This is a genomic window from Rheinheimera pacifica (assembly GCF_900108485.1).
Taxonomy (GTDB): domain Bacteria; phylum Pseudomonadota; class Gammaproteobacteria; order Enterobacterales; family Alteromonadaceae; genus Alishewanella; species Alishewanella pacifica.
In genome coordinates this window covers 23541-43100 of record NZ_FNXF01000009.1, presented here as the reverse complement: position 1 = coordinate 43100, position 19560 = coordinate 23541, and the positions used below count along the sequence as shown (strand labels likewise).

Here is a 19560-nt window from a genome sequence, read left to right as displayed (position 1 = left end):
GTTTTACAACAGGGTCTGTCAGAAGCGGTAAATGCCCTTCAGATAGTAATAGCCACCATTGATCCCCATCGGGGAGGTTTCAAAGTACTTGGCACCGAGTATGTCGCTCATCCATTGCGGCAAACGCTCTGGTTTGGTATCAAACAGGTTCTGTGCGCCCAATGCGACAGAGAAGCTGTCATTGATGTGGTAGCTTACTTCGGCATCAAAAGTAACTTTAGATGATGCCATTTGCGTTAAATCAGGATCATCGGCGTGCACGCCCTGATAGCTACCATAATAGTTTGCGCGAACAAACATATCGATACTATCCCAGTCCTGTTTCCAGGTCAGAGTAGCGCGGTGGTCTGGCAAATCTTTTTCCAGCCGTGATACTTTAAAATCACCTGTCACTGCGGTGTAGTTAGTGACAGTGGTATCGGTCCAGTTGTAAGCCAGACTAAAGGTGCTGCGGCCGTTAAGTAAGCTGGCCGAGTAGTTGGCAACCAGGTCCAGACCACGGGTGACAGTATCAAAGTCGTTAGTCAGAAATGTGATCTGCGATAAGCTTTCAACGCCCCTGACCCCTGCTGCCCGCAGTGCATCCCGGTCAGCCTGGGTTACATCAAACTCTGCAGATTGACCAATCCGATCATCAACTTCAATACGGAATACATCCGCGGTAAAGAAGAAGTTATCGCCGTTATACACCAGGCCCACGGCAAAGCTTTTTGACTCTTCCGGCGTTAATTCTTTGCCGCCTTTAAGCAGCGATACCGGACTAGTGGCTGGTAATAACGCAATATCAACCAACTCGCCGCCGATCAGTGCCGTACGCACATTGCGCACATTTGCCTGGCCTACCGTAGGCGCCCTGAAACCTGTACTGTGAGAGCCGCGCATCGCCCAGTCTTCACTTAAGCTGTACTGCGCCGTTATTTTGTAGTTAGTGGTGGAACCGAAACTTTCATAGTCTTCAAAACGCAGCGCTGCGGCCATCAAAAAGTTTTCGGTAAATTCGGCTTCAACATCAACATAAGCTGCATAGTTACGGCGGGTATTCGTACCGGCATCATCTGGCTGAAACCCAGGAAAACCATTAGAGCCATTGGTTAACTGGCTGACATAAGGGCCAATTTCCCACGATGCCACCTCGCCGGCTACTATCTCAAAGCTCTCTTCTGTCCACTGCAGGCCGCCGGCTACCGTCACATCTTCGTACAAACCGGCGGCTACATACTTAACAAAGTCTGCAGCAAAGGTTTTTTCTAACTGAATGTATTTACCGGCTTCAAACTCGGTAGGGGTATTAGGGCCTAGTGACGCATTCACAGTATTAATGATGTTAAATGTTGATTCGCTGCGGCCAACTGAGCCTGAGAAGTCATACAATATGCCTTCCAGCCAGCCGGATTTAAACTCGCCTTTAGTGCCTGCTGTTAATGAGGTATCAGTAATATTGCCGCCAAAATTAGGTGTAAAGCCTCCCGGGAACATCGAAAAGAATGTAAAGCAGTTAGCAGGTAAAGCGCCTACTGCTGTGGTTATCTGCTGATGATTAAGACCGCCGATAGGTACATTTGTACAACCACCAGCGCCGGTAGTATCGACAACCTCCAGTGTTTCACCGCCGTCGTTCGAGAACACGCCACCACGTGTATGTGGATTGCGGTAATAGAAACCGCCTGTCACATCACGCTCAGAATAGTTACCAAACAGATAGGCTTCACGGCCGTTGCCTAATTCCAGACCTGCATTAGCAAACAGCGTGATATCATCTTTAATTTTAGGCGAGCCCCATACCTGAGTAACCGGGGCAATAAAAGGATTACCGTCATCGGCAATAGCCTGCGCATCGGCGCGTTGCACGCTGCGGCTGGTAGGATCAGCATTTTTCAGTTGGGCGCTGATATTGACAAAACCATTGTCGGTTAATGGCATACCAATATTCGCCGCTATTTCCGTTGAAGTACCATCACCGGCGTAATATTCACCACGCTTTACTTCTAAAGAACCACCTTGATCTGCATCTTTGAGCACAAAGTTAATGACACCCGCGATAGCATCCGAGCCATACTGTGCGGCTGCGCCGTCCCGTAATACTTCGACTTGCTTCATTGCAATACCAGGGATCACGGAGATATCAGAACCCTGAGCACCATCGTTGATACCACCACCTAAAAAGGTAATGACAGATGCTTTATGCCGGCGTTTACCGTTTAACAGGATCAGTGTGCTGTCTGAAGACAGGCCGCGTAAATTTATTGGTCGGATCAAACTGGCCGCATCGCTGATAGGATTGGCATGCACATTTAACGACGGTACTGAACTGGTTAGCATGTTTAACATGTCAGAGTTACCGCTTTTCATCAGTTCGTCGCCACCAATAATATCGATGGGCACCGGAGAATCACCAATCGACCGTGGCGCTGAGCGGCTGCCTACTACAGCAATTTTTTCTACGGATTGTTCTTTCTTGGCAGTATCGGCGTCTTCCTGTGCCATAGCTACGCTGGTACTGATACCGAACGACAGCGACGCTGCAAGGCCGAATTTAACGGCTCGAGCAACCGGATGGTAGTTATTATGGTTTTTCATAGTTTGTTCCTGGATTATTTTTCTATTTAGCAGACGCTTATGTTTTTATCTTGCGTCCTGATAACCATATTGGATAACTCGGATGTTGTCTATCGTATATTTCTGTTATTCCGACTCTAAAATAGGAAATTACATTCGATTGCATAGAAAAACATTGCCGTAGTTACAGCGACTGATTTATAACAACGCTACCGTTCTTGTCCTGATCACAACGATGCAAATCACCGAACTTACTCCAGCTTTTTTCCCTGCCGTCGTCAGCCTGGCTAATACTATTCATGGTGATAATTACCTTAGCCACGCCAGCCTGAGAGCTATGCAGCTGCAAGGTATCGCAAAGGGTATTAACGCCAGCTTTGTTGCGATTGAAGAGCAGCAACTGATAGGTTACCGCTTAAGCTTTGCTGCCGGGCAATGGCAACCGGATAACTGGTGCACAGAAGCACGATGGCCAGTGCCGCGCGCCGATATGGCATACTTTAAATCTGTGGGGGTAAGTGCTGAGCAACGGGGTAAAGGCGTTGCATCCTCGCTGTTACAGGCCTCAGTTACGGTTTTAAAGCAACAGGGCGCCAAAGCGGGGTTGGCACATATCTGGCGCGAGAGCCCGGGTAATGCGGCGCAACGTTATTTTAGTCAGGCGGGTGCTGTTTTAGTTAAAGTTCACCCACAGCGCTGGCGGCATTTATCTGAAACCGCAGGTTATTTTTGCCCGGTGTGCGGTGCCTTGTGCAACTGCAGCGCCGCTGAAATGGTATTAACCTTTAGTGCCGGCTAGTTCAGGAGTGTGCTATGTATGATCCGCTGGTTGATAAGGATATCGGGCAGGGGGCAGCTTACCCGTCTTCGTACTGGGCAGCGCAAACACAAACCGGTGCCAGCACTGGTGCAATTGTAGCGGACCAAAGCGCCGACATAGTAGTGATTGGCGCCGGTTATACCGGCCTGAGCTGCGCCTACCAACTGGCCAGTCGTTTTAACCGCGAGATTAGAAGCGCATCAGACCGGCTGGGGCTGCAGTGGCCGTAACGCCGGTTTTGTGCTGCGTGGTACCGGGCGGCTGGGCCTGGCGCAGTTAACACAGCGTTTTGGCTTAGATACTGCCCGAATATTTCATCAGGAATACGGCGCGGCTGTGGCTCAGGTCAGGCATATGATTGCTGATGGCAATATCGCTTGCGCTGCCCAGCCCGAAGGCTATTTAAAAGTGGCCCACAAAGCCTCTTTGGGCGCCGATTTACCGGCACAAACAGATTTTTTACAGCGCCATTTTGGCTATCCGGTGGTTTATTTATCTCCGGCGCAGCTAAAAAGTGACTACATGCACAATACTCAAGCTTATGGTGCGATTAAATTTCCCGATTGCTTTGGCGTAAATCCGCTGGCTTTGGCGCAGGGCTATGCTGCTATGGCGCAGCGTAGCGGGGTGCAATTATATACCGCCTCACCGCTGTTACGCTGGCAACGCTCGGGTAATGGTTTTGTGGTGCATACACCACAAGCCCGCGTGCACTGTAAGCAACTGATACTGGCAACAAATGGTTATACAGCCAAAGATTTGTATCCGCCGTTGAACCGCGGCTGTTTGCCGGTGTTAAGCAGCATTATTGTGACAGAGCCGTTAACGCCGGCACAACTGCAGCAAAGTGGTCTGCACCATACCCAGTTAATAATGGATACGCGTGCGCTGAAGTACTATTACCGTAAACTGCCGGACAACCGTATTTTATTTGGCGGACGCAGTGCAGTGTATGGCCGTGATGCTGAAAAAGCGGTATATCCGCAGCGCTTGCTAAGCGCATTGAAAAGCTGTTTTCCGATGCTGGCTGATGTGCGCTGCGATTATCACTGGAGTGGCTGGGTGGCTGTGTCGTATGACGATTTGCCGCGGCTGTGTCAGGCGGAAGATAATGTATTTTATGCCGCTGGCTATTGCGGCAGCGGTTTGTCGTTCAGCACTCTGGCCGGGGTAAGGCTGGCAGAAATGGCAATGGGTGTTGCTTTACCATCGCTGCCGATATATCAAAGCCGGTTGCGGCCTTTCCCGTTGCCGGTTTTCCGGCGTCTGGGCCAGCTGGCTTATTATCAGTGGGGCCGCGTTAAAGACCGTTTTCTGTAATAAAAAGCCCGGCTAAACCGGGCGTAATTTATTAAAAGGTTGCCCGCAGGCCAAGCGTTACAGCCCGGCCCGGCAGCGGCGCATCTGCTTTGATAAAGGAGCTGTGCACAAAGCCCAGCTCGTTGGTTAAATTAGTACCGCGTAAAAATACGGTCATATCTAACTGCGATAAGCTGAAATCGTAATTTACGCTGGCATCAAGCAGAGTATAGGCTTTGGTAACGGTTTCGTTTGCCGCGACTTTGTCCTGTTTCGCGTAACGTGTTACACCTAAATCTGCACTCCAGCTAACACCGGTATACTGATAGCCCAAACCGGTTTTATAGGGCGGAATACGCGGCAGATAATCGCCACCGTCCAGTTTGGCACGCACGGCATCAAAAAACACATTTAATGATTGAGCATGATCTAACTTATAGCGGGCTTCAAATTCCGCTCCATACAGGGTGGCGTCCTGTTGTTGATACTGATACAGGCCAAAATTGTCGTGGTGGTGTTCTTCTTCGCCTGTTTCATCATCATGGCCTGCTTCCAGATCTTCCATGGTCAGGCCGGTATCTGCCAGGTACAGATAGTTATGTACCTTGTTATAGAAAAAGTTATAGGTAAAACTCAGATCACCTTTAAAACTGCGAAAGGTGATGTCGACATTATTTGCCGTTTCTTTTTTTGCTTTACGTTGCGATAATTCCAGCTCGCCATCGTGTAGTTGATACATCAGGCCAAGTTCATAGCTGCTGGTAGCAATATGCGCACCGTTAGAATACAGCTCTGCTGCACTTGGTGCACGCTCTGAGCGGCTAACTGCTAATGCCCAGGAAAAGCCCGGTACAAATTCCCAAACCACACCAGCGGATGCACTGACAGCAGCAAACCTGTTAGAAATACCACTGACTAAGGCGCCATCGTGCCCCAGTTCCAGATCGCCGGCGTCATGCTTTGTCCGCTCAATACGGCCACCCAGCTGAGCGGACAAATTACCGTACTGTTTTTCTTCCAGCACAAACAAAGCGTGCGTTAATGTTTTACTGTCTGGTGTAAAAGCCTCTTCGCCAAAGGCCCGATAATCAGAGTGTTGCAAATGATAACCCACCAGGCCATGCCAGCCACCAATGGCTTCATGTTCCAGCGTAATACGGCTTTCCAGAGCTTTATTTTTAAAGGTGGTACCAATGCTACCTGCCTCAATTTCCTGATGCTGATAGTCGGTGTAAGCGGTATTAAGCGATAAGGTCTCAATACCCGAAAACGGGGTATACCATTCACCGGCTACGCTGACGCGGTTTTGCTTTAGCTTGGCAAAGACACTTTCTTCATCATGCAAATGCTCATCTTCATGTTCTTCTTCGTGCTCATCTGCGTGGTGATGATGGCCCGGGATACCGTAGTCCGACTCTAACCGGCCAATACTGATACCGAACAACCCCCGGTCGCCAATGTAGCTTACACCGCCATTCACGGCTTTACTTTGGATCCAGGAGTTCTCCAGGGTTTTACTGCTGTCGCCTTCATCATTAGTAAAGCGTGGTACATCATAGTCTGAGCCGTCACGATTAAAGCCATCGAAATGCCAGGCGATATTGTCGTTACTGCCTTCGTGGTTCAGTGCGACAGTTTTTTCATCTGACACATCAACGTAGCGTGTTTCCAGTTTGGTTTCGCTGCTGCTGCGCAATTGGCGCGGAATACGGTTGTCTACCACATTAACGACGCCACCAATGGCACCACTGCCATACAATAAGGTAGCAGGGCCACGCAGTACTTCAATTTGTTGCGCGGTGATGGCATCTGCGCTAATTGCATGATCCGGCCCGACACGGGATACATCAGCTGTGTCCAAACCATTATTTAAAATACGTACGCGCGGGCCGTCCAGGCCGCGGATCACCGGGCTTGATGCCACCGGGCCATAATAATTGGCGTGTACGCCTGGCTCGTATTTCAGGGTTTCGCCAATAGTAGGCTCAGTGCGCCGGCTTAATTCTTCACCGGTTAATACTGATACCGGCGTTGCCATTTCCAGGTTGTATTTATGAATACCTGATGCGGCAACCACAATACGCTCTACACCACCTGGCGATAAGTTGATATTCAGTTGTGGTTGCGCCGGCGTTACCGTAATAAAGCTATCACCATAGCCGGCGGCTGAGATATGCAGCTCTGCGTTAGCCGGAGCCTGAATACTAAAACGGCCTTGTTCATCGGCATAAACATATTGCTGGCGGCCGTGAATGTGGACGCGGGCATTTTTTAACGGTTGGCCCTGGGGATCAGTTACAACGCCGTTATAGCGTTGAGATGACTCTTGTGCAGCAACATTAAATGCCAGGCTGACAAATACCGCTAGCAGGCTGTAACGTCGCAAAGCAGGGGTACGGCGCATGTTGGATTCTCTCAATAAATAGCGTGATGTTGTAACATTTTACAGCTTTATGCTGCGCCGGCAAACGCCTTACGGATTGAATAGCTTAAATGACAGCTTTAAGCGATTAAACTCTGGCACAACACCGGCAGAAGTTATTAGAATGTTTGCTTTTTACCGCTGAGGTTTCTACGTGACAGGTTTTTGGCCGGAGTTCTTATTAATTGCTGTAGTGCACCTGATGGCAGTGGCAAGCCCCGGGCCTGATTTTGCCATAGTGCTGCGTTATGCCGTGCAGTTTGGCCGTCAGCAGGCGATAGCTGCCAGTATGGGCATTGGTGCGGCAATACTGCTGCATGTTACCTGGTCACTGGTGGGCATCGCCGTGCTTATTCAAACTACACCCTGGCTGTTTAAAGTGCTGAGCTTTGCCGCAGCGGGTTATTTGTTTTATATCGGCATTATGGCCTTAAGAAGCAAAGCGCCGTTGCATCCTGAGCAAGCCATTGCTGGCAGCGCAAATGAGGACACACCATCTGCCCGTAAAGCCTTTGTTGCCGGTTTTATTACTAACGGCTTAAACCCAAAAGCTACGTTATTCTTCTTATCACTGTTTGCGGTCATTATTTCGCCAATGACACCACTTTTTTACAAAGTAATTTACGGCGTTTATATGGCTGTTGCTACCGCAGCCTGGTTTTGTATGTTATCGATAATTCTAACCCAAACAAAAGTAAGAGGTTTTTTACTACTAAAGGGCTACTGGTTTGATCGGCTGATGGGGTTGTTACTGTTGGCATTGGCTATGCATCTGGTTGTCTCAAGTATTAACAGCTAAACTCTGCTTACGCCAGGCAGAGTCTGGTTTAGTGAGGTTGTGATCATGCAAATGGTCAGTAAGGTTATAAAGCTCGATCTGGATTATAGCTGTGATGCCAGCCATGCTTATCAACAGCAACGTCATTATGTCTCACCCTGGCAAGGTGAGAGCGCAGAGCATTTTGCCAAACGCTTACTGGCGTATCTGAGCTTGTACGAGCAACACCCCAGTTTTGCCAAAGATAACTCTGCTGGCAAAACGCCGGATCTGTATATTCAGGATCAACAGCAGCATTTTCAACTCTGGTGCCAGCTGGAGTTGGTACCGGAAAAACGCCGGTTGCGCGCCTCGCATCTGGCGGACCAACTGCTGCTGGTGCTGGACGAACAGGAAACCAACAAAGCACAGCACGACCAGTGGCCGGCTAATCAACGTATTTTTACGCTGAGTTCTGCACAGTTAGCCGAGTTTTGTCTGATGCTCAAAAGCCATATGAAGCTCAGCGTTTGGCGCGAAGATCCGCTGTTGTCTATTACCGACGGCGAGCATTTATTACAGCTTAATCTTGCCGCATTGCTGGAAAAACCACATTAAGTTTGTGGCCTTGCCTTAATTACTGCGAACGCTATAATACGCGCGATTTTAATATTGCTGCGGATTTACGGTCCGCCGTTGCAAGAGGTAAGTTATGTACGTAGTTGCTGCTTTATATAAGTTTGTCCGTTTGCCTGATTACGTGACGCTACGCGATGCGTTGTACGACCACATGGTTGCGAACAAAGTCAAAGGTACTTTATTGCTGGCCGAAGAGGGTATTAACGGCACCATTTGCGGCGAACGTGCCGGTGTCGATGCGGTCAAAGCCTGGCTTGATGCTGACGGCCGTTTTGATGGCATGAGTTACAAAGAGTCATTGTCTGACGAGCTGGCTTTTTACCGCACTAAAGTAAAACTGAAAAAAGAAATTGTTACTATGGGCGTAGAAGGCATTAACCCGGCGCATATAGTGGGCACCTATGTAAAAGGTGACGACTGGAACCAATTGATCAGCGATCCAGACACCATTTTAATTGATACCCGTAATGATTACGAAGTGGCTATCGGCACCTTTAAAAACGCGATAAACCCTAATACCACCACTTTTCGCGAGTTTCCGCAGTGGGCGGCAGAAAACCTGGACAAAACCAAACATAAAAAAGTCGCCATGTTTTGCACCGGCGGCATTCGCTGTGAAAAATCCACCGCCTTTTTAAAAGAGCAGGGGTTTGATGAGGTATATCACCTTGATGGTGGTATTTTAAAGTACTTAGAAGAAATGCCGGCACAGAACAGCCTGTGGCAAGGCGAGTGCTTTGTATTTGACCAGCGTGTTGCGGTAAAACACGGGTTAGAGCAGGGTAGCTATGATCAATGTTATGCCTGTCGTATGCCGTTATCAACAGCTGAAATGGCATCCGAGCATTATGTTAAAGGCCTGAGTTGCCCGCATTGCCATGATAAAACAACAGACGAGCAAAAAGCCGCCTTTGCCGAGCGCCAGCGCCAGGTAGAACTGGCCAAGCAGCGTGGTGACAAACATATCCGCGACGGTAAGTTTGAGTAAAGAGTGTTGTTAACTATGACCTGAAACCAGCTTAATGCTGGTTTTTTTTCGCCAGGTAAAAATTCACCGGTAAACCTTTCTAATAAATAGAATTATTTTTGAGGAATATTGCAATTTTACTTTTATCAAATTGCTATATTATCAAGAAATTACAGGAGCTCAGTATGCTGAAAAATAGTTCATCTCATTATGGCTTAGTGAGTGTGGTACTGCACTGGTTGGTAGCATTGACCGTATTTGGTTTGTTTGGTGTAGGTTTTTGGATGGTAGATCTGAGCTACTACAGCGAATGGTACAGAACTGCGCCATACTGGCATAAAAGTGTTGGCATCTTACTGGCCGTAGCGATGCTACTGCGTGTGCTGTGGCGGTTTTTCAGCCCGCCGCCAACCGCGCTGGCATCACATAAAAGTTGGGAAAAGCGCACATCGGCCGTAGTACAGTTTTGTTTGTATCTGGGTATTTTTATGCTGGTGTTAAGTGGCTATCTAATCTCAACTGAGGATGGCCGGCCAATAGCGGTATTTACCTGGTTTGAGGTGCCGGCACTGGGAGCTTTGTTTGCTAATCAGGCTGATATAGCCGGCTTGGTGCATGAATATGTGGCATACAGTTTGATAGCACTTGCAGTGTTGCATGGTTTAGCGGCGTTAAAACATCATTTTATTGATAAAGACAATACGCTAAAACGTATGTTTGGGCGTAAACCTTAACTTTGGAGATCTTCATGAAAAAACTACTACTGGCTGCATCAATGGCCGCTATGATGGCAATTCCGGCGCAAGCGGCTGACTATGTCATTGATACACAAGGTGCTCATGCCTTTGTACAGTTTAAAATAAGCCATTTGGGATACAGCTGGCTGTATGGTCGCTTTAATACGTTTTCCGGTGACTTCAGCTATGATGCGGACAAACTGGAAGCATCTAAAATTCAGCTGACTATCGACACTAACAGCGTAGACTCTAACCACGCCGAGCGGGATAAGCACTTGCGCAGCGGTGATTTTTTAAATGTTAGCAAACACCCTAAAGCCACTTTTGTCAGCACTAAAGTTGTACCAAAAGCAGGTGATACTTTTGATTTACATGGCAACCTTACCTTAAATGGCGTTACTAAAGAGGTGGTTATTGCTGCCGAAAAACTGGGTGAGGGTAAAGATCCGTGGGGCGGTTACCGGGCAGGTTTTGCCGGTACTACTACATTAACCCTTAAAGACTTTGCTATTAATACCGATTTAGGCCCGGCCTCTGCCACAGTGCAGCTGGATTTAACGGTCGAAGGTATTCGTAAGTAAGCTGCAAAACAGGAGATCATCAGATCTCCTGTATCGTTTCTGCCTGATCTTGTCCGTTATCCTGTTTTTCTTCCACCGGCTCTGGTGCAGCTTCAGGTTGCTCAATAACAGCCGGTGCGTCTTTGGCTTTTAATGCACTGAGTAAGCTTAACAGAATAAGGTTAAATTCTTCATCTGCAACCCGGGCATGGGTCAGGCTGCCCACCAGCAATGTGGCTTCAAAATTATCACCAGTGCGGTACATCAGCTGTGCCAGACGCAAGGTGGCCCAGGGTAAGGTTTTGTTTTCGCTGTCGCTGTAAAATTCCAGATATTGCTGCAGCGCAGTAATGCCCAACATAGCATCCTGATCAGCCACTACAGCCAGACGGCCGATATGGTACAGCGCGTTGTATTTATCGGTCAGATCGGTAGCATATTCTGCCGCCAGCTTATAGTTGTCAAAAGCCGCGTCATATTCTGCCAACTCATTGAGGATTTGCGCTTTGCGTGCCAGCAGGCGGGCATTTGGGGGATCTGGCATCATTTGTTCAAGCAGTGCCAGGGCTTCGGCAGGTTTTTTTTCATTTAGTAAAATACGGCTTTGTGCCAGTAGTGCCTGATCCGGGTTTTCTTTTGCCAATTGCTCTGTCATTGCCAACGCGAGTTCTTTATCGCCGCCGGCATTGGCAGGCGCAACGCTGTAAAAATCAATCAGAGCCTGACGCGCAGCAAAGTGATCAGGCTTTATAATCACGGCTTTTTGCAGTAATTCTACCCCACGGGCTGCACGCTCTTTGGCCGAAAATACGTTACCGTTACTTGCTAAACGGAGTTTACTCAGACCTGCCAGATAGTTCAGCTCGCTGTTACCCGGAAACTGTTCTACTGCAAAGTTAAGCAGGGTGTTGGCATCTTCCAGCCGCTGCTGTGCAATTAATGCCCTGGCATATACCACTAAGACATCGCCATGCTGCTTATAATCACTTTGTTGTAAAATCTGATGTTCAAGTTCGCTAAACTGAGATTTAGCCAGCAAGGCTTCGTACTGGGCTACATTGCTGGCTGGCAGGGCGCCGGCGAGCAACAACAATAAGGCTTTCATTATCGATCTCCTTAAAGATCAACGAGTATTATCAATAGTCTGCGGGAATACGCCGGAAATTACCATCAGTTCAGGGGATTTCAATTTCTATATCTGTAACCGGAACGCTACAGCAAGGCAGAAACTCACCTTTACGGACAAAAGCCAGCGGTTCATTTATATAACTTACCTCGCCGCTGACTAATTTACAGCGGCAAGCCCCACAATAGCCTTCCCGGCAATGAAAATTTACCTCTAACTGCTTACGCTCTAATGCATCAAGTAAAGTTCGTGCGCTGCCATCAAAATTGATAACAACGCCATTGCTAAGCTTAACGCCAGGCATAAGCAGGCTTAGAGATCGAAGTCGCCGAAGTCGCCACCATCAACTTCGTTATCAATCTGGCCAACCAGATAAGAGCTAATCTCGGCTTCCTGCGGTGCAACCTGTACATTGTCTGACACCAGCCAGGTGTTGATCCACGGAATAGGATTTTGCGTGGTAGAAAAAATGGCTTTCATGCCAATAGCCTGCATCCGGCTGTTGGTAATGTATTCGACATACTGGCAGAGGATATCTTTATTCAGGCCAATCATTGAGCCATCTTTAAACAAATATTCTGCCCAGTCTTTTTCCTGCTCGGCGGCTTTACGGAAAATAGCATAAGCTTCTTCTTCACATTCTTTGGCTATTTTGGCCATGTCGGCATCGTCATCACCGGCGGCCATTATATTCAGCATATGCTGGGTGCCGGTTAAGTGCAGTGCTTCATCACGGGCTATCAGGCGGATAATTTTGGCATTACCTTCCATCAGCTCGCGCTCAGCAAAAGCAAAACTGCAGGCGAAGCTAACGTAAAAGCGAATAGCCTCCAGTACGTTTACCGACATTACGCACAGGTATAAGCGGCGTTTTAATTCGTACAGGCTGATGCTGTGTGTTTCGCCATTAATGCTGTGCGTACCTTCACCACAGCGCTGATACAGGTTAATGCCGTCTATCAGGTCGTCGTAGTAGCGGGTAACATCTTCAGCGCGCTCAAGAATTTTCTCGTTCAGCATAATGTCGTCAAACACTTTGTGCGGCTCGGCACTAATGTTACGTACTATGTGGGTATAGCTACGGCTGTGAATGGTTTCACTAAAAGCCCAGGTTTCAATCCAGGTTTCCAGTTCAGGCAAAGAGACGATAGGCAAAAAGGCAACGTTGGGCGAGCGGCCTTGCACTGAATCCAACAAGGTTTGGTACTTCAGATTACTAATAAAGATATGCTTTTCATGATCCGGCAGGTTCTGGTAATCAATCCGGTCTTTACTGACATCAACTTCTTCCGGGCGCCAGAAAAAGCTCAGCTGTTTCTCAATCAGTTTTTCGAAAATGCCGTATTTTTGCTGATCGTAGCGCGAAACATTCACCGGATTACCGAAGAACATTGGCTCTTTCATTTGATCGTTAATTTGTCGGTTAAAGGTTGTGTACGCCATTGCCGCTTATCGTCCTAATAGGGTGTCATTACAAAGTACGGGCTACCGAAGTAGCCCGTTTAGTCCGGAATTAAATTTTGCAGGCGCCGCCTGCGCAGCCATCATCTTCCACCTGAGGTTTAATATCTTCCTGCATGTCAGACGCACCGTCACGGGTGTTGTGGTAGTACATGGTTTTTACACCCAGCTTATATGCCGACAGTAAGTCTTGCAGTAACAGCTTCATGGGTACTTTGCCGCCGTCGAACTTATTCGGGTCATAGTTGGTGTTAGCAGAGATAGTCTGGTCGATAAATTTCTGCATAATTGCCACCAGAGAGATATAACCGGTGTTGTTCGGAATATCCCACAACAGCTCATACTGGTTTTTCAGCCGCTCATACTCCGGCACAACCTGCTTTAAAATACCGTCTTTACTGGCTTTAACGCTGATATGGCCGCGCGGTGGTTCAATACCGTTAGTGGCATTGGAAATTTGTGACGAGGTTTCAGACGGCATTAATGCTGACAAGGTTGAGTTACGTAAGCCATGATTAAGGATGTCTTTACGCAGTTGCTCCCAGTCCAGCAGCAGTGGCTCGTTGCACACTTTGTCGAGATCTTTCTTGTAGCTGTCAATTGGCAGTATGCCCTGGGCATAAGTGGTTTCATTAAATTTAGGGCAGGCGCCAAATTCCTGTGCCAGCTTGTTCGACGCTTTGAGTAAATAATACTGAATGGCTTCAAAAGTACGGTGCGTTAAACCATTGGCTGAGCCATCAGAGTATTTCACGCCGTTTTTCGCCAGATAGTAGGCGTAGTTAATCACACCCACACCTAAGGTACGGCGGCTGATAGAGGCATGGAATGCAGCCGGAATAGGGTAGTCCTGATAATCCAGCAGGCTGTCCAGTGAGCGCACCGCCAGTTCTGCCAGCTCTTCCAATTCGTTCAGGTTTTCAATAGCGCCTAAGTTAAACGCTGACAGCGTACACAGCGCAATTTCGCCTTCCGGATCGTTGACATCGTTCATCGGTTTGGTTGGCAGCGCAATTTCCAGACACAGATTGCTCTGGCGCACCGGAGCCAGTTTTGGATTAAACGGGCTGTGGGTATTGCAGTGATCAACGTTTTGCAGGTAAATACGGCCGGTACTGGCACGTTCTTGCATAAACAAGGTAAACAACTCTAATGCTTTTAAGCGCTTTTTACGGATAGACGTATCAGCTTCATACTTAACGTATAGCTCTTCAAACTTTTCCTGATCTTCAAAGAAGGCATCGTACAAGCCTGGTACATCAGACGGGCTAAACAGGGTGATGTAATCATCTTTAATCAGGCGGGTGTACATCAGGCGGTTAAACTGCACGCCATAATCTAAATGCCGTACACGGTTTTCTTCTACGCCACGGTTGTTTTTTAACACCAGCAGCGATTCAACTTCTAAATGCCACAGCGGGTAGAATAACGTAGCGGCACCGCCACGAACGCCACCTTGCGAACAGCTTTTAACCGCAGTTTGAAAATGTTTGTAAAATGGAATACAGCCCGTATGAAACGCTTCGCCATTACGGATTGGGCTGCCCAGCGCACGGATACGACCGGCGTTAATACCGATACCGGCACGCTGGCTAACGTATTTAACAATGGCGCTTGAGGTGGCGTTGATTGAATCCAGACTGTCACCACACTCGATCAGCACGCAAGAGCTGAACTGGCGGGTAGGGGTACGCACGCCCGACATAATCGGGGTTGGCAGTGACAATTTAAATAATGAGCAAGCATCGTAGAAGCGGCGCACATAGGTTAAACGGGTCGATTTAGGGTAGGTGGCAAACAGACAGGCAGCTACCAGCATGTAGAGGAACTGCGCACTTTCGTAAATTTCACCGCTAACCCGGTTTTGCACCAGATACTTACCTTCCAACTGCTTTACCGCAGCATAGCTGAAGTTTAAATCGCGGCTGTGGTCGATAAAGCTGTTCATTTGTTCCAGCTCGTCGCGGCTGTAATCGGCCAGAATATGCTGATCATAGCGCTTGGCTTCCACCATTTTTACGACCTGGTCGTACAGGTGTGGTGGTTCAAACTGGCCATAGGCCTTTTTACGCAAATGAAACACTGCCAGGCGGGCGGCCAGATACTGGTAGTCCGGGCAGTCTTTTGAGATCAGATCTGCTGCTGCCTTAATAATGGTTTCATGAATATCTTCAGATTTAATACCATCGTAAAACTGAATATGAGACTTTAGCTCAACCTGAGATACCGATACATTTGACAAGCCTTCGGCGGCCCAGGTAATAACGCGGTGAATTTTATCCAGATCTAACGCTTCACGGCGGCCATCACGTTTAGTGACGAAAAGAGATTGAGTCATTGCTGCAGCTTTCCATTTCAGTTGTAATTAATGGTTATAGTCAGCCATGTAGCGCACGGCTATTTTACCAGCAGCCATTGTTGCTTAATTACACAACATATAGGTGCTTTTTTGAAAGTGATCACAAGATAGTGTGTATTTTGATTTTTTGCAAGGCTTAACACTGAGGAAAAATAGCACCGCTAAGGTTGGGGTTAGTAGCTGCTAACCGCCTTGCCAGTGTGCAAAGATATACCGAGACAACGCAAGCTTTTTCTCCGGTTAAATTTATTTATTCTATTAATCTTTTTTTTATAGCCAGCAGCTATTTAGATGCTGGAAAAATCACCAGCCTGATGATTCAGGCTGGCTTACGGGCAACGACAATGTAATTTACATCTACACCCGGGCCGGTTTTAAAGCTTTCGTTAATCGGGTTAAAGTGCAGCCCGGTGGCGTCAGTTACTTCAAGCCCGGCTTGTTCGATAAAACGCATTAGCTCGGATGGACGGATAAACTTACTAAACTCGTGTGTACCTTTGGGTACCAGTTTTAACACGTGCTCTGCGCCAATAATGGCCAGCAAATAGGCTTTCCAGGTTTTGTTCAGTGTAGAGAAAAATAGCGTCGCACCGGGTTTGGCTAAATCAGCACAGGCCTGAATAACTGACATTGGCTCTGGTACATGCTCGAGCATTTCCATACAGGTCACCACATCAAATTGTGCCGCATGGCTTTGGGCATATTGCTCGGCAGTAACTTGCTGGTAGTTTACTTCAACACCTGCTTCCAGTGCGTGCAGCCGGGCTACGTTAAGGGAATCATTGGCCATATCCAGCCCGGTGACGTTAGCACCGCAACGCGCCATACTCTCCGCTAAAATTCCGCCGCCACAACCGATATCGATAACGGTTTTACCAAACAGGCCCTGCAGTTCGTCGCTAATGTAGCTTAACCGTACCGGGTTGAGTAAATGCAGCGGCTTAAATTCACCCGATGGGTCCCACCAGCGCGAAGCAATATCGTTAAACTTAGCGATTTCGCCCGGATCAACATTCATATCTGCAGTCATATTAGATGCTCGTTAGTTTTTGCGCATTATAAAGCCTTGATCCATTTGAGCAATGCCAAAGCGTGCTTTGCGTTGCATTTGGGGCATGGCAAGCGGGATTTTCTGTGTTAGAATCCTGCGTTGTCTCGCGCTTTATAACATCGACAAAAGCGAGTTATCTATCTGATTTAAGGGAAATTAGCGTTTTATGACAGATCTGGCCAGAGAAATAGTTCCTATTAATATCGAAGACGAATTAAAGAATTCGTACCTCGATTACGCAATGAGCGTCATTGTTGGCCGCGCCTTACCGGACGTAAGGGATGGTTTAAAGCCGGTACACCGCCGCGTGCTGTTCGCGATGAAGGAACTGGGCAATGACTGGAACAAAGCCTATAAAAAATCTGCCCGTGTGGTAGGTGACGTTATCGGTAAATACCACCCGCACGGCGACAGTGCTGTGTACGACACTATAGTACGGATGGCGCAGCCATTTTCACTGCGTTATATGCTGGTAGACGGCCAGGGTAACTTCGGCTCTATCGACGGCGACTCTGCAGCGGCAATGCGTTATACCGAAGTGCGGATGGCGCGTATTGCGCACGAACTGCTGGCCGATTTAGACAAAGAAACTGTCGATTTTGTGCCAAACTACGACGGCACCGAGCAAATTCCGGCAGTAATGCCGACCAAGTTACCTAACTTGCTGATCAACGGCTCCAGCGGTATTGCTGTGGGCATGGCCACCAATATTCCGCCGCATAACTTAACTGAAATTATTGACGGCTGTTTAGCCTTAATTGCTAACCCGGATATCGAGCTGCACGAGTTAATGCAGTATATCCCGGGCCCGGATTTCCCTACCGCCGCTATTATTAACGGCCGCAAAGGTATTGAAGAAGCCTACCGTACCGGCCGTGGCAAAGTGTATATCCGCGCCAAAACCGTGGTAGAAACCGACGAGAAGACCGGCCGCGAAGCCATTATCGTCAACGAGATCCCGTATCAGGTTAACAAAGCCCGTTTAATTGAAAAAATTGCCGAGCTGGTTAAAGAAAAACGCATTGAAGGCATTTCCGCGCTGCGCGACGAGTCTGACAAAGACGGTATGCGTATTGTTATTGAACTAAAACGCGGTGAGTCTACCGATGTAATGCTAAACCAGCTGTATACCAACACCCAGATGCAAACGGTGTTCGGTATCAATATGGTGGCGTTGGATCAGGGCCAGCCTAAGCTGCTTAGCTTAATTGAAATGCTAAAATGCTTTGTATTGCACCGCCGTGAAGTGGTTACCCGCCGTACCGTGTACGACTTACGTAAAGCTCGCGATCGTGCGCATATCCTTGAAGGTTTAGCCATAGCACTGGCTAATATCGACGATATTATTGATTTAATTAAGCAATCTGCCAGCCCGGCCGAAGCTAAAGCCGGTTTAATTGAACGCGGCTGGCAGTTAGGTGACGTCAGCGCCATGTTAGAGCGGGCCGGTAAAGATGCCGCGCGGCCAGAATGGCTCGAAGAGCACTTCGGTATTCGCGATGGCTTGTATTTCCTGACCGAGCAGCAAGCGCAGGCAATTCTGGATTTACGTTTACACAAACTGACCGGGCTTGAGCACGAGAAAATCCTCGACGAGTACAAGCAGCTGTTAGAACTGATTGCCGAGTTACTGCATATACTGGCGAGCCCTGAGCGCTTAATGGAAGTGATCTGCGAAGAGCTGGAGGCTATTAAAGCGCAATATGCGGATAAACGCCGCACCGATATCCAGGACAATATGCTGGATATCAATATGGAAGACCTGATCACTGAAGAAGATGTAGTAGTAACCTTATCGCACCTGGGCTACGCCAAGTATCAGCCGTTGTCTGATTACGAAGCTCAGCGCCGCGGTGGTAAAGGTAAAGCCGCTACTACGGTAAAAGATGAAGACTTCGTTGATAAGCTGTTGGTAGCCAGCACCCACGACACCATTTTGTGTTTCTCTAACCGTGGTCGTCTGTATTGGATGAAGGTATACCAATTACCGCTGGCCAGTCGTACTGCCCGTGGTAAGCCGATTGTAAACTTACTGCCGCTGGAAGAAGGCGAGCGTATTAACGCTATTCTGCCGGTACGTGAGTACGAAGCCGATAAATATGTGTTTATGGCCACCGCTAACGGTACAGTGAAGAAAACCTCACTGGTAGAATACTCGCGGCCACGTTCTAACGGCATTATTGCCGTTAATCTGAACGACGGCGACCGTTTAATCGGTGTGGGCATTACCGATGGCAGCAGCGAAATTATGCTGTTTTCTGATGACGGTAAAGTCGTGCGCTTTACGGAAGATCAGGTGCGTGGCATGGGCCGTACCGCTACCGGTGTACGTGGTATTAAACTGCGTGAAGGCGGCTCAGTGGTGTCGTTAATTATTCCAAACGGCGAAGGCCCGATCCTTACGGTTACGGAAAACGGTTATGGTAAGCGTACCGCGTTAACTGAATATCCGGCGAAGAGCCGTGCTACCCAGGGCGTGGTATCCATTAAGGTCTCTGAGCGTAATGGCCTGGTGGTTGGGGCTGTACAGGTGAACGAGTTGGACGAAATTATGATGATTTCCAACAAAGGTACTCTGGTACGTACCCGCGTTAATGAAGTCTCTGAAGTAGGCCGTAATACTCAAGGCGTGATCCTGATCCGCACCGCCGAAAATGAGAAAGTGGTTGGCGTAGCCAAAGTGGACGAAATTCAGGATGCGGAAGAGCTAGCCGCTGCCGAGGCAGAAAAAGCTGCCAGTACTGTGTTGACGGATACCCAGTTAGCGCAGGATGAAGAAGAGTAACTCCCAGATAAAACGGGCGCT

Annotated in this window: 16 protein-coding genes; 9 read left to right on the top strand and 7 right to left on the bottom strand. The window is 48.3% G+C overall.

Annotated elements, in window-relative coordinates; translation table 11 throughout:
• Window positions 1–18: 18 nt before the first annotated feature.
• Entirely contained in the window at window positions 19–2577 is a 2559-nt protein-coding gene (locus tag BLW68_RS12335) for a TonB-dependent receptor plug domain-containing protein (protein ID WP_092793729.1), read from the bottom strand.
• A gap of 214 nt (window positions 2578–2791) precedes the next feature.
• Between BLW68_RS12335 and BLW68_RS12330 the strand changes: the two genes are divergently transcribed.
• The 3 genes from BLW68_RS12330 to BLW68_RS12325 are packed head-to-tail and all read left to right on the top strand — an operon-like array spanning window position 2792 to window position 4696.
• The gene (locus BLW68_RS12330) at window positions 2792–3355 is read left to right on the top strand and encodes a GNAT family N-acetyltransferase (RefSeq protein ID WP_092793726.1); all 564 of its coding nucleotides are present in this window, start codon (window positions 2792–2794) and stop codon (window positions 3353–3355) included.
• A 14-nt stretch (window positions 3356–3369) separates the two neighbouring features.
• Window positions 3370–3606: a hypothetical protein gene (locus BLW68_RS21415; RefSeq protein ID WP_245728334.1), complete on the top strand. Its 237-nt coding sequence runs from the start codon at window positions 3370–3372 to the stop codon at window positions 3604–3606.
• A gap of 10 nt (window positions 3607–3616) precedes the next feature.
• Window positions 3617–4696, top strand: coding sequence for an NAD(P)/FAD-dependent oxidoreductase (locus BLW68_RS12325; RefSeq protein WP_245728333.1), 1080 nt, complete (start codon window positions 3617–3619; stop codon window positions 4694–4696).
• A gap of 31 nt (window positions 4697–4727) precedes the next feature.
• Here BLW68_RS12325 and BLW68_RS12320 read toward each other — a convergent pair whose 3' ends face one another.
• Window positions 4728–7079, bottom strand: a complete 2352-nt coding sequence (locus BLW68_RS12320; RefSeq protein ID WP_092793723.1) for a TonB-dependent receptor — start codon at window positions 7077–7079, stop codon at window positions 4728–4730.
• 172 nt (window positions 7080–7251) lie between these two features.
• Between BLW68_RS12320 and BLW68_RS12315 the strand changes: the two genes are divergently transcribed.
• From BLW68_RS12315 to BLW68_RS12295, 5 genes are all read left to right on the top strand, one after another.
• A complete protein-coding gene (locus BLW68_RS12315) occupies window positions 7252–7896 on the top strand; it encodes a LysE family translocator (protein WP_092793720.1) in 645 nt (214 codons plus the stop codon).
• 45 nt (window positions 7897–7941) lie between these two features.
• Window positions 7942–8472, top strand: a complete 531-nt coding sequence (locus BLW68_RS12310; protein WP_092793717.1) for a YaeQ family protein — start codon at window positions 7942–7944, stop codon at window positions 8470–8472.
• 94 nt (window positions 8473–8566) lie between these two features.
• Complete coding sequence (gene trhO, locus BLW68_RS12305; protein WP_092793714.1) at window positions 8567–9481, top strand: oxygen-dependent tRNA uridine(34) hydroxylase TrhO; 915 nt, start codon at window positions 8567–8569, stop codon at window positions 9479–9481.
• A 164-nt stretch (window positions 9482–9645) separates the two neighbouring features.
• Entirely contained in the window at window positions 9646–10194 is a 549-nt protein-coding gene (locus tag BLW68_RS12300; RefSeq protein WP_092793712.1) for a cytochrome b, read from the top strand.
• 14 nt (window positions 10195–10208) lie between these two features.
• Window positions 10209–10778, top strand: a complete 570-nt coding sequence (locus BLW68_RS12295; protein ID WP_092793710.1) for a YceI family protein — start codon at window positions 10209–10211, stop codon at window positions 10776–10778.
• A gap of 19 nt (window positions 10779–10797) precedes the next feature.
• Here the strand turns inward: BLW68_RS12295 and BLW68_RS12290 are convergent, their stop codons facing one another.
• The 5 genes from BLW68_RS12290 to ubiG all read right to left on the bottom strand — a co-directional run bounded on the left by BLW68_RS12290 (window position 10798) and on the right by ubiG (window position 16733).
• Window positions 10798–11862: a tetratricopeptide repeat protein gene (locus tag BLW68_RS12290; RefSeq protein WP_092793707.1), complete on the bottom strand. Its 1065-nt coding sequence runs from the start codon at window positions 11860–11862 to the stop codon at window positions 10798–10800.
• 70 nt (window positions 11863–11932) lie between these two features.
• On the bottom strand, window positions 11933–12187 hold the full coding sequence (gene yfaE, locus BLW68_RS12285) for a class I ribonucleotide reductase maintenance protein YfaE (protein ID WP_092793703.1): 255 nt from the start codon (window positions 12185–12187) through the stop codon (window positions 11933–11935).
• A gap of 8 nt (window positions 12188–12195) precedes the next feature.
• Window positions 12196–13326 carry a class Ia ribonucleoside-diphosphate reductase subunit beta gene (gene nrdB / locus BLW68_RS12280; protein WP_092793701.1) on the bottom strand — a complete coding sequence of 377 codons (1131 nt, stop codon included), beginning with the start codon at window positions 13324–13326 and terminating at the stop codon, window positions 12196–12198.
• A 70-nt stretch (window positions 13327–13396) separates the two neighbouring features.
• Window positions 13397–15682 (bottom strand): class 1a ribonucleoside-diphosphate reductase subunit alpha, encoded by a 2286-nt coding sequence (nrdA, locus tag BLW68_RS12275; RefSeq protein ID WP_092793699.1) that lies wholly within the window; start codon window positions 15680–15682, stop codon window positions 13397–13399.
• A gap of 340 nt (window positions 15683–16022) precedes the next feature.
• The gene (gene ubiG / locus BLW68_RS12270) at window positions 16023–16733 is read right to left on the bottom strand and encodes a bifunctional 2-polyprenyl-6-hydroxyphenol methylase/3-demethylubiquinol 3-O-methyltransferase UbiG (RefSeq protein ID WP_092793697.1); all 711 of its coding nucleotides are present in this window, start codon (window positions 16731–16733) and stop codon (window positions 16023–16025) included.
• A gap of 187 nt (window positions 16734–16920) precedes the next feature.
• Between ubiG and gyrA the strand changes: the two genes are divergently transcribed.
• Window positions 16921–19539, top strand: coding sequence for a DNA topoisomerase (ATP-hydrolyzing) subunit A (gene gyrA, locus BLW68_RS12265; protein ID WP_092793694.1), 2619 nt, complete (start codon window positions 16921–16923; stop codon window positions 19537–19539).
• Window positions 19540–19560 lie beyond the last annotated feature (21 nt).

Bases quoted from the DNA above. Each gene is read 5' to 3' on its own strand.
- nrdA (WP_092793699.1), bottom strand. From the start codon at position 15,682: ATGACTCAATCTCTTTTCGTCACTAAACGTGATGGCCGCCGTGAAGCG.
- BLW68_RS21415 (WP_245728334.1), top strand. From the start codon at position 3,370: ATGTATGATCCGCTGGTTGATAAGGATATCGGGCAGGGGGCAGCTTAC.
- BLW68_RS12295 (WP_092793710.1), top strand. From the start codon at position 10,209: ATGAAAAAACTACTACTGGCTGCATCAATGGCCGCTATGATGGCAATT.
- ubiG (WP_092793697.1), bottom strand. From the start codon at position 16,733: ATGACTGCAGATATGAATGTTGATCCGGGCGAAATCGCTAAGTTTAAC.
- BLW68_RS12310 (WP_092793717.1), top strand. From the start codon at position 7,942: ATGCAAATGGTCAGTAAGGTTATAAAGCTCGATCTGGATTATAGCTGT.
- gyrA (WP_092793694.1), top strand. From the start codon at position 16,921: ATGACAGATCTGGCCAGAGAAATAGTTCCTATTAATATCGAAGACGAA.
- BLW68_RS12330 (WP_092793726.1), top strand. From the start codon at position 2,792: ATGCAAATCACCGAACTTACTCCAGCTTTTTTCCCTGCCGTCGTCAGC.
- BLW68_RS12335 (WP_092793729.1), bottom strand. From the start codon at position 2,577: ATGAAAAACCATAATAACTACCATCCGGTTGCTCGAGCCGTTAAATTC.
- nrdB (WP_092793701.1), bottom strand. From the start codon at position 13,326: ATGGCGTACACAACCTTTAACCGACAAATTAACGATCAAATGAAAGAG.
- BLW68_RS12320 (WP_092793723.1), bottom strand. From the start codon at position 7,079: ATGCGCCGTACCCCTGCTTTGCGACGTTACAGCCTGCTAGCGGTATTT.
- yfaE (WP_092793703.1), bottom strand. From the start codon at position 12,187: ATGCCTGGCGTTAAGCTTAGCAATGGCGTTGTTATCAATTTTGATGGC.
- trhO (WP_092793714.1), top strand. From the start codon at position 8,567: ATGTACGTAGTTGCTGCTTTATATAAGTTTGTCCGTTTGCCTGATTAC.
- BLW68_RS12300 (WP_092793712.1), top strand. From the start codon at position 9,646: ATGCTGAAAAATAGTTCATCTCATTATGGCTTAGTGAGTGTGGTACTG.
- BLW68_RS12290 (WP_092793707.1), bottom strand. From the start codon at position 11,862: ATGAAAGCCTTATTGTTGTTGCTCGCCGGCGCCCTGCCAGCCAGCAAT.